General features: G+C 67.8%; 18 protein-coding genes. 9 read left to right on the top strand and 9 right to left on the bottom strand.

Annotated features, from left to right (window positions below):
* Positions 1-23: 23 nt before the first annotated feature.
* Complete coding sequence (gene ligM, locus AC5RUP_RS01185; protein WP_494000897.1) at positions 24-1,430, bottom strand: vanillate/3-O-methylgallate O-demethylase; 1,407 nt, start codon at positions 1,428-1,430, stop codon at positions 24-26.
* A 357-nt stretch (positions 1,431-1,787) separates the two neighbouring features.
* On the opposite strand from ligM, the gene AC5RUP_RS01180 reads away from it, so the two are divergent.
* Both AC5RUP_RS01180 and AC5RUP_RS01175 read left to right on the top strand, forming a co-directional pair.
* Positions 1,788-3,521, top strand: a complete 1,734-nt coding sequence (locus AC5RUP_RS01180) for an ABC transporter ATP-binding protein (protein WP_494153360.1) — start codon at positions 1,788-1,790, stop codon at positions 3,519-3,521.
* Positions 3,518-5,557, top strand: coding sequence for an ABC transporter ATP-binding protein (locus tag AC5RUP_RS01175; RefSeq protein WP_494153359.1), 2,040 nt, complete (start codon positions 3,518-3,520; stop codon positions 5,555-5,557). Before AC5RUP_RS01180 ends, AC5RUP_RS01175 begins: the two co-directional genes overlap by 4 nt.
* Positions 5,558-5,658: 101 nt before the next feature.
* Here the strand turns inward: AC5RUP_RS01175 and AC5RUP_RS01170 are convergent, their stop codons facing one another.
* Entirely contained in the window at positions 5,659-6,447 is a 789-nt protein-coding gene (locus AC5RUP_RS01170) for an IclR family transcriptional regulator (RefSeq protein WP_494153358.1), read from the bottom strand.
* A gap of 59 nt (positions 6,448-6,506) precedes the next feature.
* Positions 6,507-7,133: a cob(I)yrinic acid a,c-diamide adenosyltransferase gene (locus AC5RUP_RS01165; RefSeq protein WP_494065127.1), complete on the bottom strand. Its 627-nt coding sequence runs from the start codon at positions 7,131-7,133 to the stop codon at positions 6,507-6,509.
* Positions 7,134-7,230: 97 nt separating this feature from the next.
* Between AC5RUP_RS01165 and AC5RUP_RS01160 the strand changes: the two genes are divergently transcribed.
* The 3 genes from AC5RUP_RS01160 (at position 7,231) to AC5RUP_RS01150 (ending at position 9,874) form a co-directional block, all read left to right on the top strand.
* Positions 7,231-8,994 (top strand): BCCT family transporter, encoded by a 1,764-nt coding sequence (locus AC5RUP_RS01160; protein WP_494132406.1) that lies wholly within the window; start codon positions 7,231-7,233, stop codon positions 8,992-8,994.
* An 85-nt stretch (positions 8,995-9,079) separates the two neighbouring features.
* Positions 9,080-9,631, top strand: a complete 552-nt coding sequence (locus AC5RUP_RS01155) for an acyl-CoA thioesterase (RefSeq protein ID WP_494132405.1) — start codon at positions 9,080-9,082, stop codon at positions 9,629-9,631.
* 54 nt (positions 9,632-9,685) lie between these two features.
* Positions 9,686-9,874: a DUF1918 domain-containing protein gene (locus AC5RUP_RS01150; protein ID WP_494065124.1), complete on the top strand. Its 189-nt coding sequence runs from the start codon at positions 9,686-9,688 to the stop codon at positions 9,872-9,874.
* Between the two features lie 101 nt (positions 9,875-9,975).
* Here the strand turns inward: AC5RUP_RS01150 and AC5RUP_RS01145 are convergent, their stop codons facing one another.
* On the bottom strand, positions 9,976-10,620 hold the full coding sequence (locus tag AC5RUP_RS01145) for an SAM-dependent methyltransferase (protein ID WP_494153357.1): 645 nt from the start codon (positions 10,618-10,620) through the stop codon (positions 9,976-9,978).
* Positions 10,621-10,824: 204 nt separating this feature from the next.
* On the opposite strand from AC5RUP_RS01145, the gene AC5RUP_RS01140 reads away from it, so the two are divergent.
* Positions 10,825-11,811, top strand: coding sequence for an LLM class flavin-dependent oxidoreductase (locus tag AC5RUP_RS01140; protein WP_494132403.1), 987 nt, complete (start codon positions 10,825-10,827; stop codon positions 11,809-11,811).
* A 107-nt stretch (positions 11,812-11,918) separates the two neighbouring features.
* Here AC5RUP_RS01140 and AC5RUP_RS01135 read toward each other — a convergent pair whose 3' ends face one another.
* On the bottom strand, positions 11,919-13,007 hold the full coding sequence (locus AC5RUP_RS01135) for a class I SAM-dependent methyltransferase (RefSeq protein WP_494154612.1): 1,089 nt from the start codon (positions 13,005-13,007) through the stop codon (positions 11,919-11,921).
* A 129-nt stretch (positions 13,008-13,136) separates the two neighbouring features.
* Positions 13,137-14,771, bottom strand: a complete 1,635-nt coding sequence (locus tag AC5RUP_RS01130; RefSeq protein ID WP_494154611.1) for a LuxR C-terminal-related transcriptional regulator — start codon at positions 14,769-14,771, stop codon at positions 13,137-13,139.
* A gap of 153 nt (positions 14,772-14,924) precedes the next feature.
* On the opposite strand from AC5RUP_RS01130, the gene AC5RUP_RS01125 reads away from it, so the two are divergent.
* On the top strand, positions 14,925-15,527 hold the full coding sequence (locus AC5RUP_RS01125) for a biotin transporter BioY (protein WP_494091692.1): 603 nt from the start codon (positions 14,925-14,927) through the stop codon (positions 15,525-15,527).
* Between the two features lie 508 nt (positions 15,528-16,035).
* Positions 16,036-16,698: a uracil-DNA glycosylase gene (locus AC5RUP_RS01120; RefSeq protein ID WP_494132400.1), complete on the top strand. Its 663-nt coding sequence runs from the start codon at positions 16,036-16,038 to the stop codon at positions 16,696-16,698.
* A 203-nt stretch (positions 16,699-16,901) separates the two neighbouring features.
* Here the strand turns inward: AC5RUP_RS01120 and AC5RUP_RS01115 are convergent, their stop codons facing one another.
* The 3 genes from AC5RUP_RS01115 to AC5RUP_RS01105 are packed head-to-tail and all read right to left on the bottom strand — an operon-like array spanning position 16,902 to position 19,543.
* Positions 16,902-18,092, bottom strand: coding sequence for an acetyl-CoA acetyltransferase (locus tag AC5RUP_RS01115; protein ID WP_494154635.1), 1,191 nt, complete (start codon positions 18,090-18,092; stop codon positions 16,902-16,904).
* Positions 18,092-18,802: a CoA transferase subunit B gene (locus AC5RUP_RS01110; protein ID WP_494154636.1), complete on the bottom strand. Its 711-nt coding sequence runs from the start codon at positions 18,800-18,802 to the stop codon at positions 18,092-18,094. Before AC5RUP_RS01110 ends, AC5RUP_RS01115 begins: the two co-directional genes overlap by 1 nt.
* Before the next feature lie 24 nt (positions 18,803-18,826).
* Positions 18,827-19,543 (bottom strand): CoA transferase subunit A, encoded by a 717-nt coding sequence (locus AC5RUP_RS01105; protein WP_494132397.1) that lies wholly within the window; start codon positions 19,541-19,543, stop codon positions 18,827-18,829.
* A 230-nt stretch (positions 19,544-19,773) separates the two neighbouring features.
* Here AC5RUP_RS01105 and AC5RUP_RS01100 point away from each other — a divergent pair, with 230 nt between their 5' ends.
* On the top strand, positions 19,774-20,565 hold the full coding sequence (locus AC5RUP_RS01100) for an IclR family transcriptional regulator (protein WP_494154637.1): 792 nt from the start codon (positions 19,774-19,776) through the stop codon (positions 20,563-20,565).
* The last annotated feature ends 49 nt before the right edge of the window (positions 20,566-20,614 follow it).

Below are 20,614 nucleotides of genomic sequence, written 5' to 3'. Positions count from 1 at the left end.
GTCGCGCCCTAACGCAGCCTGGCTCAGGCCTTCCGGCCGGAGCGCCAGCCGCCCGGGTAGTCCTGGCGGACTGCCTGTGAGTACGGCACCGGGCTGACGATGGCCCGCACGTTCAGCTGCCGGTGCGGCTCCACGGTGGTCTTGCGGGTACCGCCGTCGGGCTCGCCCCAGAGCACCGTGACCTCGGTGCCCTCCGGCACGTCGGCGTCCACCGTGGCCAGGGACAGCCCCCGGTTCTCGTTGGCGGAGTAGCCGGTGAACATGGACAGGCCGATCGTCTCGCCGGCGGCATCGAGCACCGCGTCGTAATTGGACGAACCGTAGTTGGCCAGCGGCAGGTCAAAGTACTTGTACGGCGTGCCCTCGGTGTCGAAGAGCGAGGCGAAGATCTTCGCCATGTCCTCGGCATTCCATTCGAGCGTGACCTTCTTGCGCTGGTCTGCCGGGTCGATCTTCTCCAACGCCTCGCGGCCGATGAAGTCGTGGTCGAACTTCACCATGTGGCCGTACCCGAGCTCCCACGGGTTGAGGTAGTAGTCCTCGATCTTGTCCGAAACGAAGCTGCCGGCGACCGCGTTGACCGCCTCGTAACTGTCGGCGCCGAGCCATTCGCGGTAGGGGCGCAGCTCCTCGCCGGTGTAGATGGCGGGCAGCGGGGAGGGGATCCAGCCCGATTCCAGGGTGTTGGACGGGTAGGCGCGCGAACCGACGGCCAGTAGGCCGAACTCCTGGCCGGCCTCCAGGATGGTGTCGCGGACCTGGTCGTACGTCTCGTACGGTCCCCAAATCTCCAGCCCCGGTGCGCCGGCCATGCCGTGGCGCAGGGTCTGGACCTGCCGGCCGGCGACCTGCATCTGGTCCATGTTGAAGAACTTCAGCTGTTCAACCTGGCCGCCGTTGACCTTTTCGATGATCTTCCAGGCGTTCGGGCCCTGGATCTGGAAGCGCCAGTACTTGCGCTTCACCGGCTGTCCCATGGGCCGCGACGGGGAGCGCCGGTCCACCTCGATGTCCACGTCGTAGCCGCCGGTCTCACCGTGATAGATCAGCCAGTTGGCGGCGGGGGAGCGGCCCACGTAGACGTACTGGTCCTCCGTTTCGTGGAACAGGATGCCGTCGCCGATGACGTGCCCGGCCGGCGTGGTGGGCACGTACTGCTTGGCCTTGTTCACGGGGAAGTTGGCCACCGAGTTGATGGCGGTGTCCGAAATCAGCTTCAGGGCGTCCTTGCCCCTGATGAACAGGTTGTCCATGTGGTGCGACTGGTCGAACAGGACCGCGGACTCGCGCCAGGCGCGCTGCTCGCTGCGCCAGTTGGTGAATTCCGGGGCGACGACGGGGTAAATGTAGGCGCCGATCTGCGAGTTGCGCAGCATCTCGACGGTGTTGCCGGACTGGTCCAAAACTTCCTGAAGATTCTTGGCGCTCATGGGTTCTTGTCCTCCTCGATGGCGGGCCGGAGTGTGACGCATTGCACATTTCCAAGATACTCTGACTCTATACCTATGGAGATAGTTATGTCGACGGTTTTCGGCGGGGATTTTTGGTGGAGGCTGGACGGCCGGTGAGCGCCCGGGGCAAACCCATCGGCAGCCGGCTGACTTGTCCGAGGCACCGGTACTGAGTGCGCGACGGTGTCACCCGGGACGAAGAACAGCGGGGGTACCGGCGGGCCGATGAAGGCCGGGGGAGAAGTTCATCTGCGGCGGGTTACAGTGGTTCGGGCCAAGGTGTAGCCTCTATCTGGCCTCAATCCACCCTTTCGCCGAAAGTTGCGTCACATCCCGATGCTGCTCCGCCTCATCCGCCATTACGGCCGCCCCTACCTTCCCTACATGTTCGCCGTGGTGGTGCTGCAGCTGATTGCGACCATCGCCGCGCTGTACCTGCCCAGCTTGAACGCCCAGATTATTGATGAGGGCGTGGCCCGGGGCGATACCGACTACATCTGGAACACCGGCGGCCTCATGCTGGTGGTCAGCTTCATCCAGGTGGCCGCCGCGATCGCCGGGGTCTATTTCGGCTCGAAGGCAGCGATGGCCATGGGCCGCGATCTCCGCCGCGGCATTTTCCACAAGGTCACCGGGTTCTCCGCCCGGGAGGTAGGCCGATTCGGCGCGCCCAGCCTCATCACCCGCGGCACCAACGACGTGCAGCAGGTGCAGATGCTCGTGCTGATGGGCCTGAACTTCATGGTGATGGCACCCATCATGTGCGTCGGCGGCATCATCATGGCGCTGCGCGAGGACCTGCAACTGTCGTGGTTGGTGTGGGCATCGGTGCCGCTGCTGTTCGTCGTCGTCGGTCTGCTGGTCTGGAAGCTGATGCCGCTCTTCCGTATGATGCAAACGAAGATCGACAACATCAACGGGGTGCTGCGCGAGCAGATCACCGGCATCCGCGTGGTCCGGGCGTTCGTCCGCGAGCCCTACGAGGCCAAGCGCTTCGAGAAGGCCAACCGCGAACTGACCGATGTCTCGGTCTCGGTCGGCAACCTGTTCGTGCTGATGTTCCCCTCGATCGGCATGATCCTGCACCTGGCCACGGCGGCGGTGCTGTGGTTCGGCGGCCTCCGCGTGGACGCGGGCGAGATGCAGGTCGGTGCCCTGACGGCCTTCCTGCAGTATCTGCTGCAGATCCTCATGGCGGTGATGATGGGCACGTTCATGGCGATGATGATCCCGCGGGCATCAGTCTGTGCCGAACGCATCGGCGAGGTGCTCGACGTCGAGCCCTCCGTGCACGAACCGGCCGAGCCGCAGAAGGCCCGGGAACCGGCCGGCGTCGTCGAGTTCCGCGACGTCACCTACTCCTATCCCGGCGCCGAGGAACCGGTGCTGCGCAACGTCAGTTTCACGGCCCGGCCGGGGCAGACGACCGCGATCATCGGCAGCACCGGCGCGGGCAAGACCACGCTGATCAGCATGCTCCCGCGGCTGTTCGACGCCGACAGCGGCGAGGTGCTCATCGACGGCGTTCCGGTCACCCGGATGGAGCGCACCGACATCACGGACCGCGTGGCGCTGGTGCCGCAGCGGCCGTACCTGTTCTCCGGCACGGTGGCACACAACCTGCGGTTCGGCGATCCGCACGCCACGGATGGAGAACTTTGGGAGGCGCTGCGCGTGGCCCAGGGCGAGGACTTCGTCCGCGCCAAGGACAAGGGGCTGCAGTCGGCGCTCTCGCAGGGCGGCACCAACGTTTCGGGCGGCCAGCGCCAGCGGCTGTGCATCGCCCGCGCCCTGGTGGCCAAGCCCAAGGTCTACCTGTTCGACGACTCGTTCTCCGCGCTGGACGTGGCAACCGACGCCAGGCTGCGGGCTGCCCTGAAGGGGACCACCGGCGACGCGACGGTCATCATCGTCGCCCAGCGTGTCGCCACCATCATCGACGCGGACCAGATCCTGGTGATGGAGCACGGACAGATCGTGGCCCGCGGCACCCACGGGCAGCTGCTGGAGAGCTCGGAAACCTACCAGGAAATTGTTCAATCCCAGACTGCGGTGGAGGAAGCGGCATGACGCCGGACAAGGAAGCCCCGACCAAGGTCGCCACCGGGCCGGACCCCGTGACTGCGCCGACGCCGGGAGCCGCCGCCGAAGCCGAGGCCGAGGTGCTGGAAGAACAGTTCCAGCCCGGCGAGGCCGACCAGGATTTCATGACGGGGACGCCGGTCCGCAAGGCCGAGCACTTCTGGCCGTCCGCGAAGCGCCTGTTCGGGCTGCTGAAGCCGGAGAAGGCCGGGATCATCCTGGTGCTGGCCATGGTGCTGGTGGCAGTCGTGCTTAACGTGATTGCGCCCAAGGTGCTGGGCAACGCGATGGACGTCATCTTCAGCGGCGCCATCGGCGCGAACCTGCCCGCCGGCGCCAGCCAGGAAGAAGTCATCGCCGGGCTCCGCGCCCAGGGACAGGACCAGTTTGCCGACATGCTCAGCGGCATGGAACTGGTTCCCGGCGTCGGCATCGACTTCCAGCTGCTGGGCAACCTGATCCTGCTGGTGCTGGGGATGTACGTGGTCGCGTCGCTGTTCATGTGGCTGCAGGGTTGGCTGCTGAACCAAATCGTCATGCGGGTGGTCTTCGGGCTGCGCCGCGACGTGGAAGCCAAGCTGAACCGGCTGCCGCTGAACTACTTCGACACCCGCCAGCGCGGCGACATGCTCTCCCGGGTGACCAACGACGTCGACAACATCCAGCAGGCGCTGCAGCAGGCGTTCGCGCAGCTGATCATGTCCGCGCTGAGCCTGCTCGGCATCACCATCATGATGTTCATCGTCTCCTGGCAGCTGGCCCTGATCGCCCTGATTGCCCTGCCGCTTTCCGCCGTCGCTGCCGGCCTCATCGGCACGCGCAGCCAGAAGCTGTTCACCGCGCAATGGAAGAACACCGGAGCGCTCAACGGGCACATCGAGGAATCGTTCAGCGGCCACGATCTGGTCCGCGCCTTCGGCCGCGAGCAGCAGTCGGTGGAACAGTTCGACGAAAAGAACGAGGAACTCTACAAGGCCTCGTTCGGCGCGCAGTTCGTCTCCGGCATGATCATGCCGGTCATGCAGTTCATCTCCTACCTGAGCTACGTCGGGATCGCCGTGGTGGGCGGCCTGCGCGTGGCCTCCGGCTCCATGACCCTGGGCGATGCCACCGCGTTCATCCAGTACTCGCGTGAATTCAACCAGCCGTTGGGCCAGATGGCGGGCATGGCCAACATGCTGCAGTCCGGCGTCGCCTCGGCCGAGCGCGTCTTCGAACTGCTCGACGCCGACGAGCAGGCCCCCGATACCGCCACCGAATCGCTGCCCGCCCAAACCGAAGGGCAGGTCCGGTTCCACAACGTCAGCTTCAGCTACAGCCCCGACAAGCCGCTGATCGAGGACCTCTCCTTCGCCGCGCGGCCGGGCGAAACGGTGGCGATCGTGGGGCCAACGGGCGCGGGCAAGACCACCCTGGTGAACCTGGTGATGCGCTTCTACGAACTGGATGCCGGCCGCATCACCCTCGACGGGGTGGACATCACCGCCCTCAGCCGGGCCGAGCTGCGGTCCAAGGTGGGCATGGTGCTGCAGGACGCTTGGTTGTTCGGCGGCTCCATCTACGAGAACATCCGCTACGGCAACCTGGACGCCACCGAGGAAGAAGTGATGGCGGCCGCCAAGGCCACCTACGTGGACCGCTTCGTGCGGGCGCTTCCGGACGGCTATGACACGGTGATCGACGAAGAGGGCAATAACGTCTCCGCCGGTGAAAAGCAGCTGATCACCATCGCGCGGGCGTTCCTGGCCAACCCGTCGCTGCTGATCCTGGACGAGGCGACCAGCTCGGTGGACACCCGCACGGAACTGCTAGTCCAGCACGCCATGGCCGCGCTGCGCACGGACCGCACCAGCTTTGTCATTGCTCACCGGCTCTCCACCATCCGGGACGCCGACGTGATCCTGGTGATGGAGGACGGCAGGATCGTGGAGCAGGGCAACCATACGGCGCTGCTGGCGGCCGAAGGCCCCTACTACCGGCTGTACATGTCGCAGTTCGCGGCGGCCGCGGATCCGGTGTCTTGATCTCCTGAACCGCAGGACGACGACGGCGGTGCGCGCTTCGGGCGGATCTCACCGCGCGGGCGCGCCGACAGGCCCCGCGCGCAGGCACCGCCGTCGGGCTCTTAGCGCGTGGCGCTTTCGGTGATCTGCTCCGCGGCGCGGCGCAGCAGGGGGAGGTGGCCGGCGATGGCCGCCTCCAGGGTGTCCGGGGTGGCCAGCATGTTGACGCCGACGGCGGCGAGCACCGTGCCGCCGCCGTCCCTCACGGGCACGGACAGAGTGCGGTGGCCCTGCTGCAGTTCGCTGTCGTTGACCGCGTAGCCCTGCCGCCGGACCTGCTCGATCTCCTGGCGGAAACGCCAAGTGCTGTCGATGGTCTGCTCGGTCAGCCTGCTAAGGCCTCCGTCGACGTCGGACCGCAGGCCGTCCTCGGACAGCCCGGCCACCAGCACCTTGCCCATCGACGAGGCGTGCGCCGGAATCCTGGCGCCGACGGTCAGTCCGGCGCGGATCATCCCGGGCACGCGGGTGGCCGCGATGCAGATGACGTCGCCGCCGGCCAGCACGCCCGCAGTGCACGGTTCGTTGAATTCCTCGGTCAGCCACTCGACGGCCCCGCGGGAGGCGCGGACGAGCGGAGAGCCCGCGACGTAGCCGTGGCCCAACTCCAGGGCCTGATGGGCCAGCGAGAACAGGTCATCCCGGCAGCGCACATAGCCAAGGCTGACCAGCGTCCGGAGCACCCGTGCCGTAGCGGCACGGTTCAGGCCGGCCCGGGCGGCAATCTCGGCCGCCCGCATCTGCGGTTGCCCGTCATCGAAGACGCTCAACACCGACAGGCCGCGCGCCAGGGTGCGCGCGGACGGCTCGGTCGTGGCCCTGGTCGCGGGCGCGCCGGAGGTGATGCTCATCACCGTCGAGGATACCCGGCGAATCGGAAATCGTGACGGCGGTTACATCGTGCGTAGCGCTACTCGATGGTGCCGGACTGGTCCTCGAGGACGCCGCGGACGGAGGACTCGGGAACCCACATCACGTCCCCGTGCTCGGCGTTGGCCACCCGGGCCATCACGAAGAGCAGCCCGGAGAGCCGGTTGAGGTAGCGGCCGGTCTCGGAATTCACCACGTCGCCGTACTCATCCAGTGCCGCCCAGACCACGCGTTCGGCGCGGCGCACCGCCGTGCGGGCTTGATACAGCAGCGCAGCGGAGAGGGTTCCGCCCGGCAGCAGCATGCCGCTGAGGTCCTTGGCTTCCTGCCTGAAGTGGTCAATGGCGCGTTCCAGCCGCTCCACATGCTCGGGGATGATGCGGGCGTCCGCCGCCTGATTGCCGCGATACGGCACCAGCAGGTCGGCCATCAGGTCGAACAAGTCGTTCTGGACGCTGACCAGCATGGCGCTGACCTCCGGGGACACACCCCCGCTCGCCATGGCCACGGCCACCGCGGCGTTGGCGGCATCCACTTCGGCATGCGCGACCACCCTCGGGTCGTTCTTGGACACCTCGCCGTGGCTGCCGAAGGCGGTGTACCCGGTGTCGCCATAGTGGTCCATCCGGGTCTGATCATCGCTTTGAAAGTCGCCATCTCCACTCATGCCTGCCATCATACTGACGGGACGTTTGACATCGAAGAGCCGCAGGAAGCCCGGAGCGCCGCACGCGCACAGCCGGTGACAACAGTGAGGATCAGTGATGAGCAGCGAATTTACCGGCCCCTTGCCGACGGTCTCCCGGGATGCGGGTGATGACGGGCAGCGGGGCTGGAATACCGTCGACAAGACGGTTTTCTTCGTTTCAGGCAGCATTATTGTTGCCATCTGCCTGCTGGGCGTTTTCTTTACCCAGCAGGTGACCGAAGTAACCGGATCAATTCTCGGCTGGGTGACCAACTCCTTCGGCTGGTTGTTCATCCTCGGTGCTACCGGCTTCGTGGTCTTTTCGCTGGTGCTGGCCTTTGGCCGGTATGGCAACATTCCGCTCGCGCAGGAGGGTGAGACCACCGAGTTCTCCACGTTGTCGTGGATTGCCATGATGTTCAGCGCCGGCATGGGCATCGGCCTGATGTTCTTCGGCGTCTACGAACCGGTCACCCATCTGGCCTCGCCGCCGCCCTTCGTGGATGCCGCTCCGGGATCCCCCGAGGCCGCGAACAGCGCGATGGCCTACACGCTCTTCCACTGGGGTCTGCACCCGTGGGCCATCTACTCGGTGGTTGGCCTGGCCCTGGCCTATTCGACGTACCGGATGGGCCGCGGCAACCTGATGAGTTCGCCCTTCCAGGCGATCTTCGGCAAGGAGCGGATTGAGGAAAAGGGCTGGGGCAAACCGATCGACATCCTGGCGATCATCTGTACGAAATTCGGCTCAGCGACCTCGCTGGGCCTGGGGGCGCTGCAGATTGCCGCCGGATTGGCGCTGCTGCGGACCGGCCGGTTCGAGGAGAACCCCGGCGTCGTGGCTCCGATCCTGATCATCTGCGTGCTGACCGTGGGTGTGGTGATTTCGGCGGCCAGCGGCGTTGCCCGCGGCATCAAGTGGCTGAGCAACACGAACATGGTGCTGGCCGCGGTGCTGCTGGTGTTCGTCTTCGTGGTGGGTCCCACCGTCTTCATCCTGGATCTGGTCCCCGCCGCGATCGGCGACTACCTGGCCAACATCGTCCCCATGAGCTTCCACTCGGCCGTCTTCGGCGGCACCGAGTGGCTGGCCAACTGGACCATCTTCTACTGGGCGTGGTGGATCTCCTGGACCCCCTTCGTGGGCACGTTCATAGCCAAGATCTCCCGCGGGCGGACCATCAAGGAGTTCGTCCTGGGCGTGCTGCTGGTCCCCACCGCCGTGAGCGTGGTCTGGTTCTCGGTCTTCGGCGGTGCGGGCATCCACCTGCAACTGGGCGGTGAAGATATTGCCGGGACCGGAGACGAGGCGGCCGGTTTCTTCGCAACCCTGCAGAACTATCCGTTCTTTTTCGGCGCGGCCATCGTGGTGATGGTGCTGACGGCGGTGTTTTTCGTCAGCGGCGCCGACGCCGGCGCCGTCGTGCTGGGAACGCTTTCCTCCCGCGGCCGAAAGGAGCCGTGGAAGCCGCTGGTCATCCTCTGGGGCGTTCTCACCGGTACCGTCGCGGCCGTGCTGCTGTTCGTCGGCGGGCTCGACGCGCTGCAGACGTTCACCATCCTGGCGTCAACGCCCTTCGTGCTGATCATGGTGGGACTCTGCCTCTCGCTGTACGTGGACTTGCGCCGGGATCCGCTGCGGCAGCGGCGCATGGGCCCGGTGCGCGGAGCCGTCAGCGTCCCCAGCAACGTGCCGTTCGCGGTGCCGGTGACGTCCGAGACCCCGGTCGTGCAGCCGGGCCAGGCCGGGCGCATTAACGGCTCCGGCGGCCCCGCGCATCCCGCGGGGGGGCTGCCGGAGGACCTCGGGGACGGCAAAAAACACGGACACCACGCGTAGCCGGGACTGGCTGGAGGGTGGCGGGACCAGCGTAGCGACGCCGGTCCCGCCCGCCCGGCAAGTTACCTCCGGGTAACATGGCGGCATGCACCTGATCTTCCGCACCCTCCTGCTGCTGCTGACGGCCCGCCGCCGTCCTGCCCTGGACATCTGGGATTCGTCCACGCTGTCCCTGCGCGTGCTGCCCACCGACATCGACATCGCCATGCACGTCAACAACGGGATGTATTTCTCGCTGATGGACCTCGGCCGCTTCGAGCTGATGGTGCGCGCCGGCGTGTGGGACACCTTCCGCCGCAAGGGCTGGTCGCCGGTGGTCGGCGCGGAGACCATTGCCTTCCGTAAATCGCTCACACTCGGCCAGCAATACAGCATCGAAACCCGCATCATCGGGTTTGACGACCGCGCCATCTTCTTCGAGCAGCGCATGGTGGCCGACGGCGAAATCCATGCCCGGGCCTACATCGCCACCCGGCTGGTTTCCAAGCAGGGACCGGTCTCCAATGAGGAGATCTTCGCGGCCGTCGGCAAGCGGCCCCCGGCGGACCTGGTTTTGCCCGAATGGCTGCACGAGTGGCGGGAGAGCAACGCCCTGCCCAGCACCCGCCGGCCCGCCCCGCACCGCTGGGTGCGCTGACTCTGGTCGGCCGCAGCCCGTTCCCCTAGGCTATGGGAAAGGAGGTGAGCGGTCATGATCGCAGCACCCGGAGACCGCATCGTCATCAGGGGCAGGACGGTGGAATCGGCTGACCGGCACGGCGAAGTCATCGAGGTCAGGGGCGACGGCGGTGCCCCGCCCTACTTCGTGAGGTTCGACGACGGCCATGAGAGTGTCGTCTTCCCGGGCACGGACTGCAGCATCGAGCACGCTGCCGGCTAAGAAGCCCACTGCGGACGAAGCCCGATGCCGGGTCAGACGTCCGCTGCAGGCGAGGCCCGATGCCGGCTCAGAAGCCTGCTGCAGGCCAGGCCCGCTGCCGGCTAAACGGCCAGCCGGCGGGCGCGCAGGACGCTGTCCGTGATCGTGGCGGCCTGCCCGTCCGGGCCCGTGACCTCGCGGGGGACGGAGTCGAGCGTGTCGAGGGCCCAGTTCGGGGAACCCAGTCCCAGTGCATCGGCCAGCTCCCCGGCGGTGGGCAGCGGTTCCTCGGGCTCCGGATGTCCCGACCAGGGCGGCAACGATTCGTGGCCGACAACCAGCAACGTGCCGCCGGGTGCTACCGCGCGGGCCGCCGTGGTGAGAATGGCGTTCCGCGGCAGCTCGACCGGCGAGTGCAGGAATTGGGCGCAGACCAGATCGTAGCTCTCCTGGGGTTCCCAGCGGGCCAGGTCCTGTCGGAGCCACCGAATGCGGCCCGCAACGCCGGCTTCGTCGGCGTGTTTGGCCGCCCGTTGCAGCGCGAGCCCGGACATGTCGAGGCCCGTGACCGTCCACCCCTTGCCGGCGAGCCAGATGGCGTCAGCGCCCTCGCCGCAACCCAGTTCCAGGGCGGTGCCGGGCCGCAGGCCGGAGACCTCGCGGACCAGCATGGCGTTCGGCCGGCCGCTCCACACCTGGTCCCGTTGGCTGTAGAAGGACTCCCAGAACTGGTCGGGCTCTTCCCGGCGGTCGTGATGATGCTCCATGCCTGCAGACTCTACGCCCGCGTGGTGACGACGGCGACGGCCCGGCAGCCAGCCCCCACGGGCCGGGAGGGAAGCCCCCACGGCCCGGCAGCCAGCCCCCACGGGACGGGAGGGAAGAAATAAAGACGGGCACCGCCGTCGTTGTGCAGGATGTGTGCCCGCGGCAACTACCGCGGGCGTCCCGCGACGAAAGGCCCCGCCGACGTGAACGTACCTCTGTCCATCCTTGACCTGGCAACCATCGGCAAGAACGAAACCGTGGGTGAAAGCCTGGCCGGCAGCGTGTCCTTGGCGCAGCGGGCGGAGGAACTCGGCTACCGGCGGGTGTGGTACGCCGAACACCACAACATGGCGTCGATCGCGTCCTCGGCCACCAGCGTGCTGATTGCCCACGTGGCTGCGCACACCAAGAGCATCCGACTGGGCGCCGGCGGCATCATGCTTCCAAACCATGCCCCGCTGACCATCGCCGAGCAGTTCGGTACGCTGGAGGCGCTCCATCCGGGACGGATCGACCTTGGCCTGGGCCGCGCACCGGGCAGCGACCAGAACACCTTGCGGGCGCTGCGCCGTGATCCGATGAGCGCCGAATCCTTCCCGCAGGACGTGCTGGAGCTGCAGGGTTACCTGACCGGACAGTCGCGCATCAAGGGCGTGGATGCGACACCGGGCAAGGGCACCAACGTGCCGCTGTACATCCTGGGTTCCTCGCTGTTCGGCGCGAAGCTGGCCGCGGCGCTGGGGCTGCCGTACTCGTTCGCCTCGCACTTCGCGCCCAATGCGCTGCAGGACGCCGTGTCCGTCTACCGCCGAGAGTTCCAGCCGTCGGAGCAGCTCGCCGAACCGTACGTGATCGCCGGTGTGAACGCCATCGCCGCGGACAGCAACGAGGAAGCGCAGGAGCAGTTCCAGGTTGTCCGGCGCAGCCGGGTCTCGCTGCTGTTCGGCCGCGACCGGACCTTTACCGACGAGGAAGCGGATCTCATCCTGGACTCGCCGCAGGGCCAGCACGTGGAGCAGATGGTCAAGTACTCGGCCGTCGGGACGCCCGAGGCGGTGGCGGAGTACCTGGAAGGCTTCGCGAAGCACGCCGGCGCCGACGAGCTGATCGTGGCGTTCCAGGCGCCGACCGTCGCACAGCGGCTACGCGCGCTGGAGCTGACGGCCCAGTCCGCAGGGCTGGCGGCCTGAGCCGCACCGGCCTGACCGGCTGAGCCGGCGGCGCCCAGCCAGCCTAAGTGCGGCCTGGCGCGGACGGGTGCCCACTCGCGTTGACCGGTGAGCCGCCGTCGTCGGGGTTAGTGTTTGGCCGCGATGTAGTAGACGTTGAACGGGTCCTGCTCGACGTCCTTGACGACCGTCCCGGAAAAGCCCGCCTCCGCCAGCATGGACAGGGCGAGCTGCTGGCCCCAGACGGTGCCGAGTCCCGCGCCACCCTGGCCCAGCGAAACGCTCATGCAGTGCATCACCGAAATGGTGTAGAGGAAGCCCGCCCAGGGCAGCGACACGTTGTCCTCCACATTGCTGGAGGCCTTCATGTCCACCATCAGGAAGGTCCCGCCGGGCCGCAGGGCCGCGTGGACCTCGGCGAGCACGCGCGCCGGCTGGGCCTGGTCGTGGATGGCGTCGAAGGCGGTGACCAGGTCGAACCGTCCCGGTTCATTCAGCTCGGCGACGTCCCGGACCTCGAACGAGGCATTCTGCAGGCCCATGCGCGCCGCTTCCTGCCGTGCCCGGGCGATTCCCTCCGGCGAGAAGTCGTAGCCGGTGAACCGGCTGGCGGGAAACGCCTGCGCCATCAGGTTAATGGCGTGCCCGCTGCCGCAGCCGACGTCGGCCACGTCGATCCCCCGGCGCAGGCGTTCATCCAACCCGTCGGCCAGCGGCAGGATTTCCTCGATCAGCCCGGCGTCGAAAACCGCCGAGCTTTCCTCCGACATCAGTTGGTGGAAGCGCGGATAGTCGGCGTAGGACAGCCCGCCGCCCTGGCGGAATGCGGCGATGACTCCTTCCTCCACGCCGCCGAGCAGCGGGATGTACTGAAGCAGCCGCGCCAGGTTGTCCGGGCCTGCGGCCCTGGTCAATGAGGCGGCGTGTTCGGCCGGCAGCCGGTAAGTGCGGGCAACCGGGTCGTAGGCCACCACTTGCGACGCGGCCAGGCCGTTGAGCCATTCGCGCACGTAGCGCTCGTCCAGCTCCGCGGCGTCCGCGATCTGCTGGCTGGTGGCCGGCGGCAACGCCGCCAAGGTATCGAACAACCCGGTCTGGTGACCGATGCTGGCCAGCATGGCCAGCGCGCCGTCGTTCAGGATGGTCAGGCAGCGCTGTACGAAGGCTTCGGCGGCCTGGGTGTCGAACTGCCCGGCAGTTTCTTGGATGGTGGTCATGGCTTCTCCCATGGTCTGGAAGCAGGCACCTGTTGCCTGCTGAATCCCACGGTAGGGAGCCGGCGGCATCCGGAACATCGGGCAAGTTCTGTGGTTCGGGCGGCGCGGATGGGGCAAAAGATGCAGGCGTCAGCGCCGGGTTAGGGGAGCGGTGATGCCGTGCTCGTGGGCCCACGCGGCGGCCGCGGTGCGGGACGAGACGCCGATCTTGAGGAAAATATTTGCCAGATGTCTGCCGACCGTTTTCTGGCTGATGAACAGTGCGGCTGCCGTTTCCTTGTTCGTGGCACCGCGGGCGATGCAGGCAAGTACCTCCGCTTCCCGATCCGTCAGGCCGCCCGGGGACTTTTGGCCGTCCAGGCGGCGCACGTCCGGCTCCGCCCCGAGCTCCCGGTAGATGGCCAGAGCCGTCGCCGCTTCTGACGCCGCGGTCTCCGGCTGGCCCAGCTCGCGGTGCACGGCCGCGAGCAGTTCGTACACCCGCGCGGTGTCGTGCCGGTGGTGCAGGGAACGATACCCCTGCAGCGCGGACCTCAGCACGGAGAGGGCCTGCGCGGCTTGGCCGCCGGAAAACAGCAGGACGCCGCGGGCATGCCGCGCCCAGGCCAGGAAACCGGGGCTGCCGAAGTCACCGGCCGATTGCTCCAGTTCCCGGCAGTATTCCTCGGCTTCCACCGTCAACTTCAGCTGCACGGCGAGTTCTACCGCGGGGAGCAGCATTTGCGCCCGGGTCAGCCGATCATTGGACTCCAGTGCTGCTGCCAGGCCGGCCCACGCAGCGTCGACATGTCCGCGCGCGGCCAGCAACTTGGCCTCGCCGGGCTGTGGCTCAACACCCAAGTCGCGCGCCTTGGCGTAGGAGTCGCTGGCACCCTGCACATCGCCGCGCAGCCGGCGCAGCTCGCCGAGTTGGTAGTACCCTTCACCGGCGGCCCACACGTTTCGGTCCGCCAACTCCAGGCTGCTTTGGGCGATCTCGCGTTCCACGCCGTCCCAATTGCCTTCTATGCTGCGGATCTGGAGCCGGTGGATGTGGCACACGCCGGAAAAGACCATGCCGCCCGCCAGTTGCTCGCACCAGCGCTCGGTGGCTTCGGTCCATGCCCGCATCCGCGGCAGGTCGGCCAGTTGGTAACAGGCGTGGAGTACCGTGCAATAGATGTCTCCCGCCCAGGTCGGGGGCACCTGCCCGGCGAGGACCGGGAGCATCGCCTCGTCCAAGGCCGCGAATCCCGAAGCGGTCCGCCCCGCCCGCAGATCGGCCAAACCTGCCAGGGTGAGGCTGAAGGAATGCAGCACGGGTGCGTTGAACCTGCGCCCCATCTGTTGCAGCTCATCGGCAGCGGCCAAGGCCGGCTCCGGGTCTTCGGCAAACAGCAGCGCGTTGACGGTGTCCAGATACAGCAGGTAACCGTGGATTGGGCTCTGCGGGGCATCCAGCAGCATGCGCCTGGCGCGGTTGATCCAGCCGGAGGCGATCATCAGGTCCCCGCGCAGCGTCCACAGCAGCCCCAGATCCAGGGCCTTCATGGCAGCGGCGAGTTTCTCGCCGTCGTTCTCGTAGCGGTGGAAGACTTCCTCGGAGTCCACTACCGATTCGCGGACATCCCCCACCCACCAGGCGGCGTCGCCCAGCCGGGCCAGATCCTCCACGTCCAGCGGCGAGAGGCTGCGGGCCTGCTCAAATCCGTCGTAGGCTGGGCGCCATTCCCCGCGCGCGTAGGCATCGCGTGCAGTAGCCAGCAGTGTTTCGATTGGCTCCATAGCGCTCCTGCATCTCAGGGTAGTCCTTCCGCAGCCGGCAGGGAACTGCGTAATCATCGCCATAATCGGCTCCGCAGGGGAGGGCTGCCGGTACAGTGGTGCCGAAACCGGACCACAGTTTCCGCAAGGAAATGTCCCCGAGAAGGAGCAAATATGAGTTCAGCCGCCGTTGCGCGTCAGGGTGTCCTGGCCGACGCCCTGGTCCCCAGCACCGCCCTGGCCAACACCGCGCTGGTCGTGGGCGGTGCCGGCCTGACCGCCGTGATGGCGCAGCTGGCCGTACCGCTGTGGCCGGTGCCGATCACCGGCCAGACCCTGGCCGTCCTGCTGGTGGGCAGCACGCTGGGTCCGGTCCGCGGCATGCTGTCGATGGCACTGTACTGGGTGGCCGGCGTGGCCGGGATGCCGGTGTTCTCCGACGCATCCTCCGGCCTGGCCGCCGCCGTTGGCCCGACCGGCGGTTACCTGGTGGGCTTCATCGCCGCCGCGGGGCTGACCGGCTGGCTGGCCAAGCGCAACTGGGACAAGAAGTTCCTGGGCGCCACCGTCTCCTTCTTGGCGGGCACCGTGATCACCTTCGTCTTCGGCATGATCTGGCTGGCCATTTCCCTGGGCGCCGACCTGCAGCAGACGCTCGAGTGGGGCCTGTACCCGTTCATCATCGGCGGCATCGTGAAGTCGCTGATCGCGGCAGCGGCCATGCCGGCTGCGTGGAAGCTGGCGGCCCGCCTGCCCAAGGACTCTGCCCGCGCCTAGCGGCTGGGCGGCTGGGCGGCGGGCTTCCGCGCCCGCTGCAGCCTGACAACTATTTACAGCGCGACGCCGGTGCCCGGTTGGGGATTCTTCCTCGCCCCGGGCACCGGCGTCGTTGTCTGTGGGGCCGGTGGGGCGGGCGACCTGGGTTGTCTCCCCGACGCTTGGTCCCACCAGCAGTTCACCGACCTGTAATCCCCTGGGCCCTCGACATGTTTTCCTCTGGACTGGACATGCATTCCCCTGCGCACTCGAGTGGTGAGAAGCTGCAGCGAACAGGGCCGTTTCGCTGCAGCTTCCCGCCACTCGATGGTTGGCAATCCGGGGCAGGGGGGCAGGGGGTCGATGGTTGGCGGTCCCCGGGGCCGGGAATCGCATCGTTAGCAACTCGGGGACGCGGCTTCGGATGGTTGGCAGTCCCGGGCCGGGGCTTCGGATCTTGTAGCAACTCGGTAGCAGGGGCCACCGGTCAGGTTCCACCGTCGCAACGCTGATCGCATAGGTTGGGATGGTGACGGCGCAGCAGGAAATCAGGGACTTTGTGGTGCGGCTGGGGGAGTTCGAGACGGGCCCAGCGAGCCGCAACTTCTTCTCGGCATCGGTGCCGGCGAACGCAGCGCGCCGGCACAACATCACCAGGTACTTGGATCAGATGTTGGAACGCCGGCCCAAGGTCCTGCTGGTCGGGGAGGCCCCCGGGTACCGCGGCATGACCGTGACAGGAGTCCCCTTCACCAACAAGGCACTGATTTCAGGGAGTGACCCGTTCGGCATGTTCGGCCCGGGCAACGGTTACGTCGTCCCGCCGGAGGTCCTGACCGTTCCGGCGGAGCCGACGGCAACGGTGATGTGGAACGTGCTGGCCGATCTGGACTTCCTGCCGTTGCTCTGGAGCGCGTACCCGTTCCACCCGCACCAGCCCGGACGGCCGCACTCCAACCGGACGCCCTCAAGCGCCGAAATCCAGGCGGGCTTGCCGCTCTGGCAGGAGTTGGCCGGCATTTTCGGCATCGACACGGTCGTAGCCGTGGGGAACATAGGCCACCGCAGCGTCGCCGCGGCCGGGCTCAACGTGCCGAAGGTTCGCCACCCGGCCCATGGTGGCAAGGAGCTGTTCCGCCGGGGGCTGCTGGAGTTGCTGGAGGCCGGCATCAACCACGGGGCGGCGACCTAGGTCAAGCCTGCCGGTTTGACGCCGCCTCCGGCGCCAGGAGACACGGAGTCCGGGAAGCGAACCGGCCGGAGACCGGGCTGGTGAAGGATGCGGTCGGGCCAGGGACGCGGGAAGGCGGTCGGGCGAGGGAGGCCGCCCCGCCGTGACGCGAACGGGCGCCCGGCCGGTTTGCCGGGCGCCCGTTGCCGCCAACTTAGAAGGAACTACACGGCTTCGAGCACGCTGACGTAGTTGGCGATCGCCAATCCGCCCATGTTGTGCACGGCCGCGCGTCGGGCGCCGGACAGCTGCATGTCGCCGGCCGTGCCGGACAGCTGCATGGCGGCGACCACGTGCTGCGAGACGCCGGTGGCGCCGACCGGGTGGCCCTTGGCCTTCAGCCCGCCGGACAGGTTCACCGGCAGCTTGCCGTCCCGGTACACCCAGCCTTCCTCGATGGCGCGGCGGCCCTCGCCGGCCGGCGTCAGCCCCATGACCTCGTACATGATCAGCTCGGCGATGGTGAAGCAGTCGTGCACCTCCGCCAGGTCCAGGTCCTCCAGCCCCACCCCGGCCATGTCCAGGGCGCGCTGCCAGGCGGCGCGGCTGCCGGCGAAGGCGGTGGGATCGCGCTTTTCGGCCGGCATGAAGTCGTTCGCGTGGCCGAACCCGGCCAGCCGGACTGCGGCCGCCGCGGCACCGGAACGCGGCGACTCGGTGCTGAGCACCACGGCGGCGGCACCGTCCGAGACCGGAGAGCAATCCGTGCGGCGCAGCGGCTCGGCGACCACGGGGTTCTTGTCCGAGACCGTCCGGCAGAACTCCTCACCGAGATCCTTGCGCAGCTGCGCGTAGGGGTTGGCCACACCGTTGCGGTGGTTCTTTGCGGCGATCGAGCCGAGGACGTCGCCCACCTCGCCGTAGCGCTTCTGGTAGTGCTTGGCGGTCTCGGCAAAGAGGCCGGCAAACCCGGTGGAGCTCGGCTTGCCGGCGGCCTCGTAGTCGGCGCCCAGCAGGGCGGCGCCCACCACGTCGGCGCCGGCATGGGTCATTTTCTCGGCGCCGATCACCAGCACGTTGTGCGCCGTGCCGGCCAGCAGCGACTTGGCACCCTGCTGCACGGCCGCCGATCCGGATGCGCAGGCGTTCTCCACCCGGGTGGCCGGCACGTTCGCCAGGTCGTCGGAGACCTGCAGCGCCAGCGAGGACGCGAAGCCCAGCGGCACCATGCCGGAGTTGAACTGGCCCAGGTAGATCTCGTCGATCTGTCCCGGTTCCAGCCCGGCGTTGGCGATGGCTTCCCGGGCCACCCCGACAATCAGCGATTCCAGCGTTTCGTCGGCCAGCTTCCCGAAGGGGGAGTGCCCCCAGCCGGTCAGCAGGATGTCCCGGCCGAAATGTTGCTTCAGGCTCATCAGTGGGTTCCTTCCAGTGCTGTTTTCCGCGCACCGGCCGGTTCGGCGGCGGCTTCGTCCAGTTCGGGGGCGACGGCGAAGTCCGGCTCGGTCTTCTCCCGCACCTCGGCCACGGTGACCCCCGGCGCCAGGCGGACCAGCCGCAGCGGGAGGGCACCGTCGTCGTCGTTAATGTCGAAGACGGCGAGATCCGTGATGATCCGGTTGACCACCTTCACCCCGGTCAGCGGCAGCGAGCATTCGTTGACGATCTTGGGCGTGCCGTCCTTGGCCACATGCTCGGTCAGGACCACCACGCGCGGGGTGCCGGCGACCAGGTCCATCGCGCCGCCCATGCCCTTGACCATCTTCCCGGGGATGGTCCAGTTGGCCAGGTCGCCCGCGGCCGAGACCTGCATGGCGCCCAGGACGGCGGTCTTCACGTGGCCGCCGCGGATCATGCCGAAACTCGTGGCCGAGTCGAAGATGGAGCCGCCGGGCAGCACCGTCACGGTCTGCTTGCCGGCGTTGATCAGGTCGGCGTCCTCGTCGCCCTCGTACGGGAACGGACCCATCCCCAGCAGGCCGTTTTCGCTCTGCAGCACCACCCGCACGCCGTGCGGCAGGTTGTTGGCCACCAGCGTGGGGATGCCGATGCCCAGGTTGACGTAGTCTCCGTCGTTCAGTTCGGCGGCCGCGATGGCCGCCATCTCGTCTCGTGTCCAAGCCATGATGTGCTCCTTCGGGGGTGGTCTTTAGGCGCCGACGACGGCGGGGCGGGGGCGGACGGTGCGCTGCTCGATGTCCTTGGCGCGGCCGGAGGCCTGCACGAGGCGCTGGACGTACACGCCCGGAGTGACGATGTGGTTCGGATCCAGCGCACCCGGCTCCACTATCACCTCGGCCTCGGCGATGGTGACGCGGCCGGCGGTGGCCACCACCGGGTTGAAGTTGCGGGCGGTGTAGCGGTAGACCAGGTTGCCGTCGGTGTCGGCGGTGTGGGCGTGGACGAGGGCCAGGTCGGCCACGATCCCGCGCTCCTGCACGTAAAGCTCGCCGTCGAACTCCTCGTGCGGCTTGCCTTCGGCGATCACGGTGCCCACCCCGGTCTTGGTGTAGAAGGCCGCGATGCCCGCGCCGCCGGCGCGGAGGCGCTCGGCGAGCGTGCCCTGCGGGTTGAATTCGACCTCCAGCGTGCCGGCCAGGAACTGCTGCGCGAACAGCTTGTTCTCGCCCACGTAGGAGGCCAGTACCTTGCGAACCTGCCCGGCCTCGATCAGCACGCCCAGGCCCTTGCCGTCGATGCCCATGTTGTTGGAGACCACCGTCAGGTCCTTGACGCCGGAATCGCGCACCGCGTCAATCAGGTCCGCGGGGATGCCGGAGAGCCCGAATCCTCCCACCGCGATCGTCATCCCGTCATGCAGCACGCCGGCCAGTGCGGCGGCGGGTCCTGCCGTCAGTTTGGACATTGCTTCCTCCTCGTTGAGTGCCGTCCGCACCCACTCATCCTGACGCGGCGCGGAACTTGTCCATCTTGTGGACAGCTGTTATCCGGCAGACTAGTGGCGCGGCGGCGGAACCGTCAACGGGTGCCCGAGTCGCGCATTCACAGTGTGGACAGCGGCCGGTAGACTGTCCACATTGTGGATCGACGGGGTGGCGACCGCCGCGGCCCGCCGCCAGACCGTCAGGAGGACAAGTGCCGGACAAGCAGGTGCAGGGTGCCCAAGTGGTCGGCCGGGTGGCCCGACTGCTGCGGATCGTCGGCCGCGCCCCGGAGACCGGCGTGGCCCTGGCCGACATCGTCCGGGCCTCGGGCCTCACCCGCCCCACGGTCTACCGGCTGCTGAACTCCCTCGCCGCAGAAGGCCTGCTGGACCACCACGCCGCGACCGGCGCCTGGCATCTGGGCCCGGAGCTTTATGTGCTCGGGTCGGTGGCCGCCGGCCGCTTTGCCATCGAGGACCTGGCCCGGCCGCGCCTGCAGCGGTTGGCGGACGAGACCGGCGAGAGCGCCTTCCTGTCCATCCGGCGGGGCGACGAAACCGTCTGCCTGGTCCGGGTGGAAGGCAGCTTCCCGGTGCGCTCCTTTGTGCTGCACGAAGGCGTCCGTTTCCCGCTGGGCATCGCTTCCGCGGGGCTGGCCATCATGGCCTTTCTCGAGGATGCGGAGATCGACCGGCTGCTCGACGACGGCGGTGCCCGGGTCGAGCGCTTCGGCCCGGCGCATGCGCCGGACAAGATCCGCGCGAATCTGGCCGAGACCCGGGAGCGGGGCTATACCGTCAACCCGGGGCTGATCCTGGAGGGCAGTTGGGGGATGGGTGCGGCCGTGTTCGACCGGCACGGCCAGCCGGCCTGGGCGCTGTCGCTGACCGGCATCGAACAACGGTTCCGGCCCGACCGGCAGGAGTTCCTCGGCAAGCTGCTCCTGGAGGAGGCGCACATCCTCACGCAGCAGTTGCGTGAACAGCCGCAGGTCCACCGCTAGGCTCGAGGCAGCCGGGCACTTACGGCCGGCAGCAGAACATTCTAGGAGC

Source organism: Arthrobacter sp. Y3223151 (assembly GCF_059091125.1).
The sequence above is the reverse complement of the archived record's forward strand: the minus strand, read 5'-3'. Positions and strand labels throughout refer to the sequence as shown.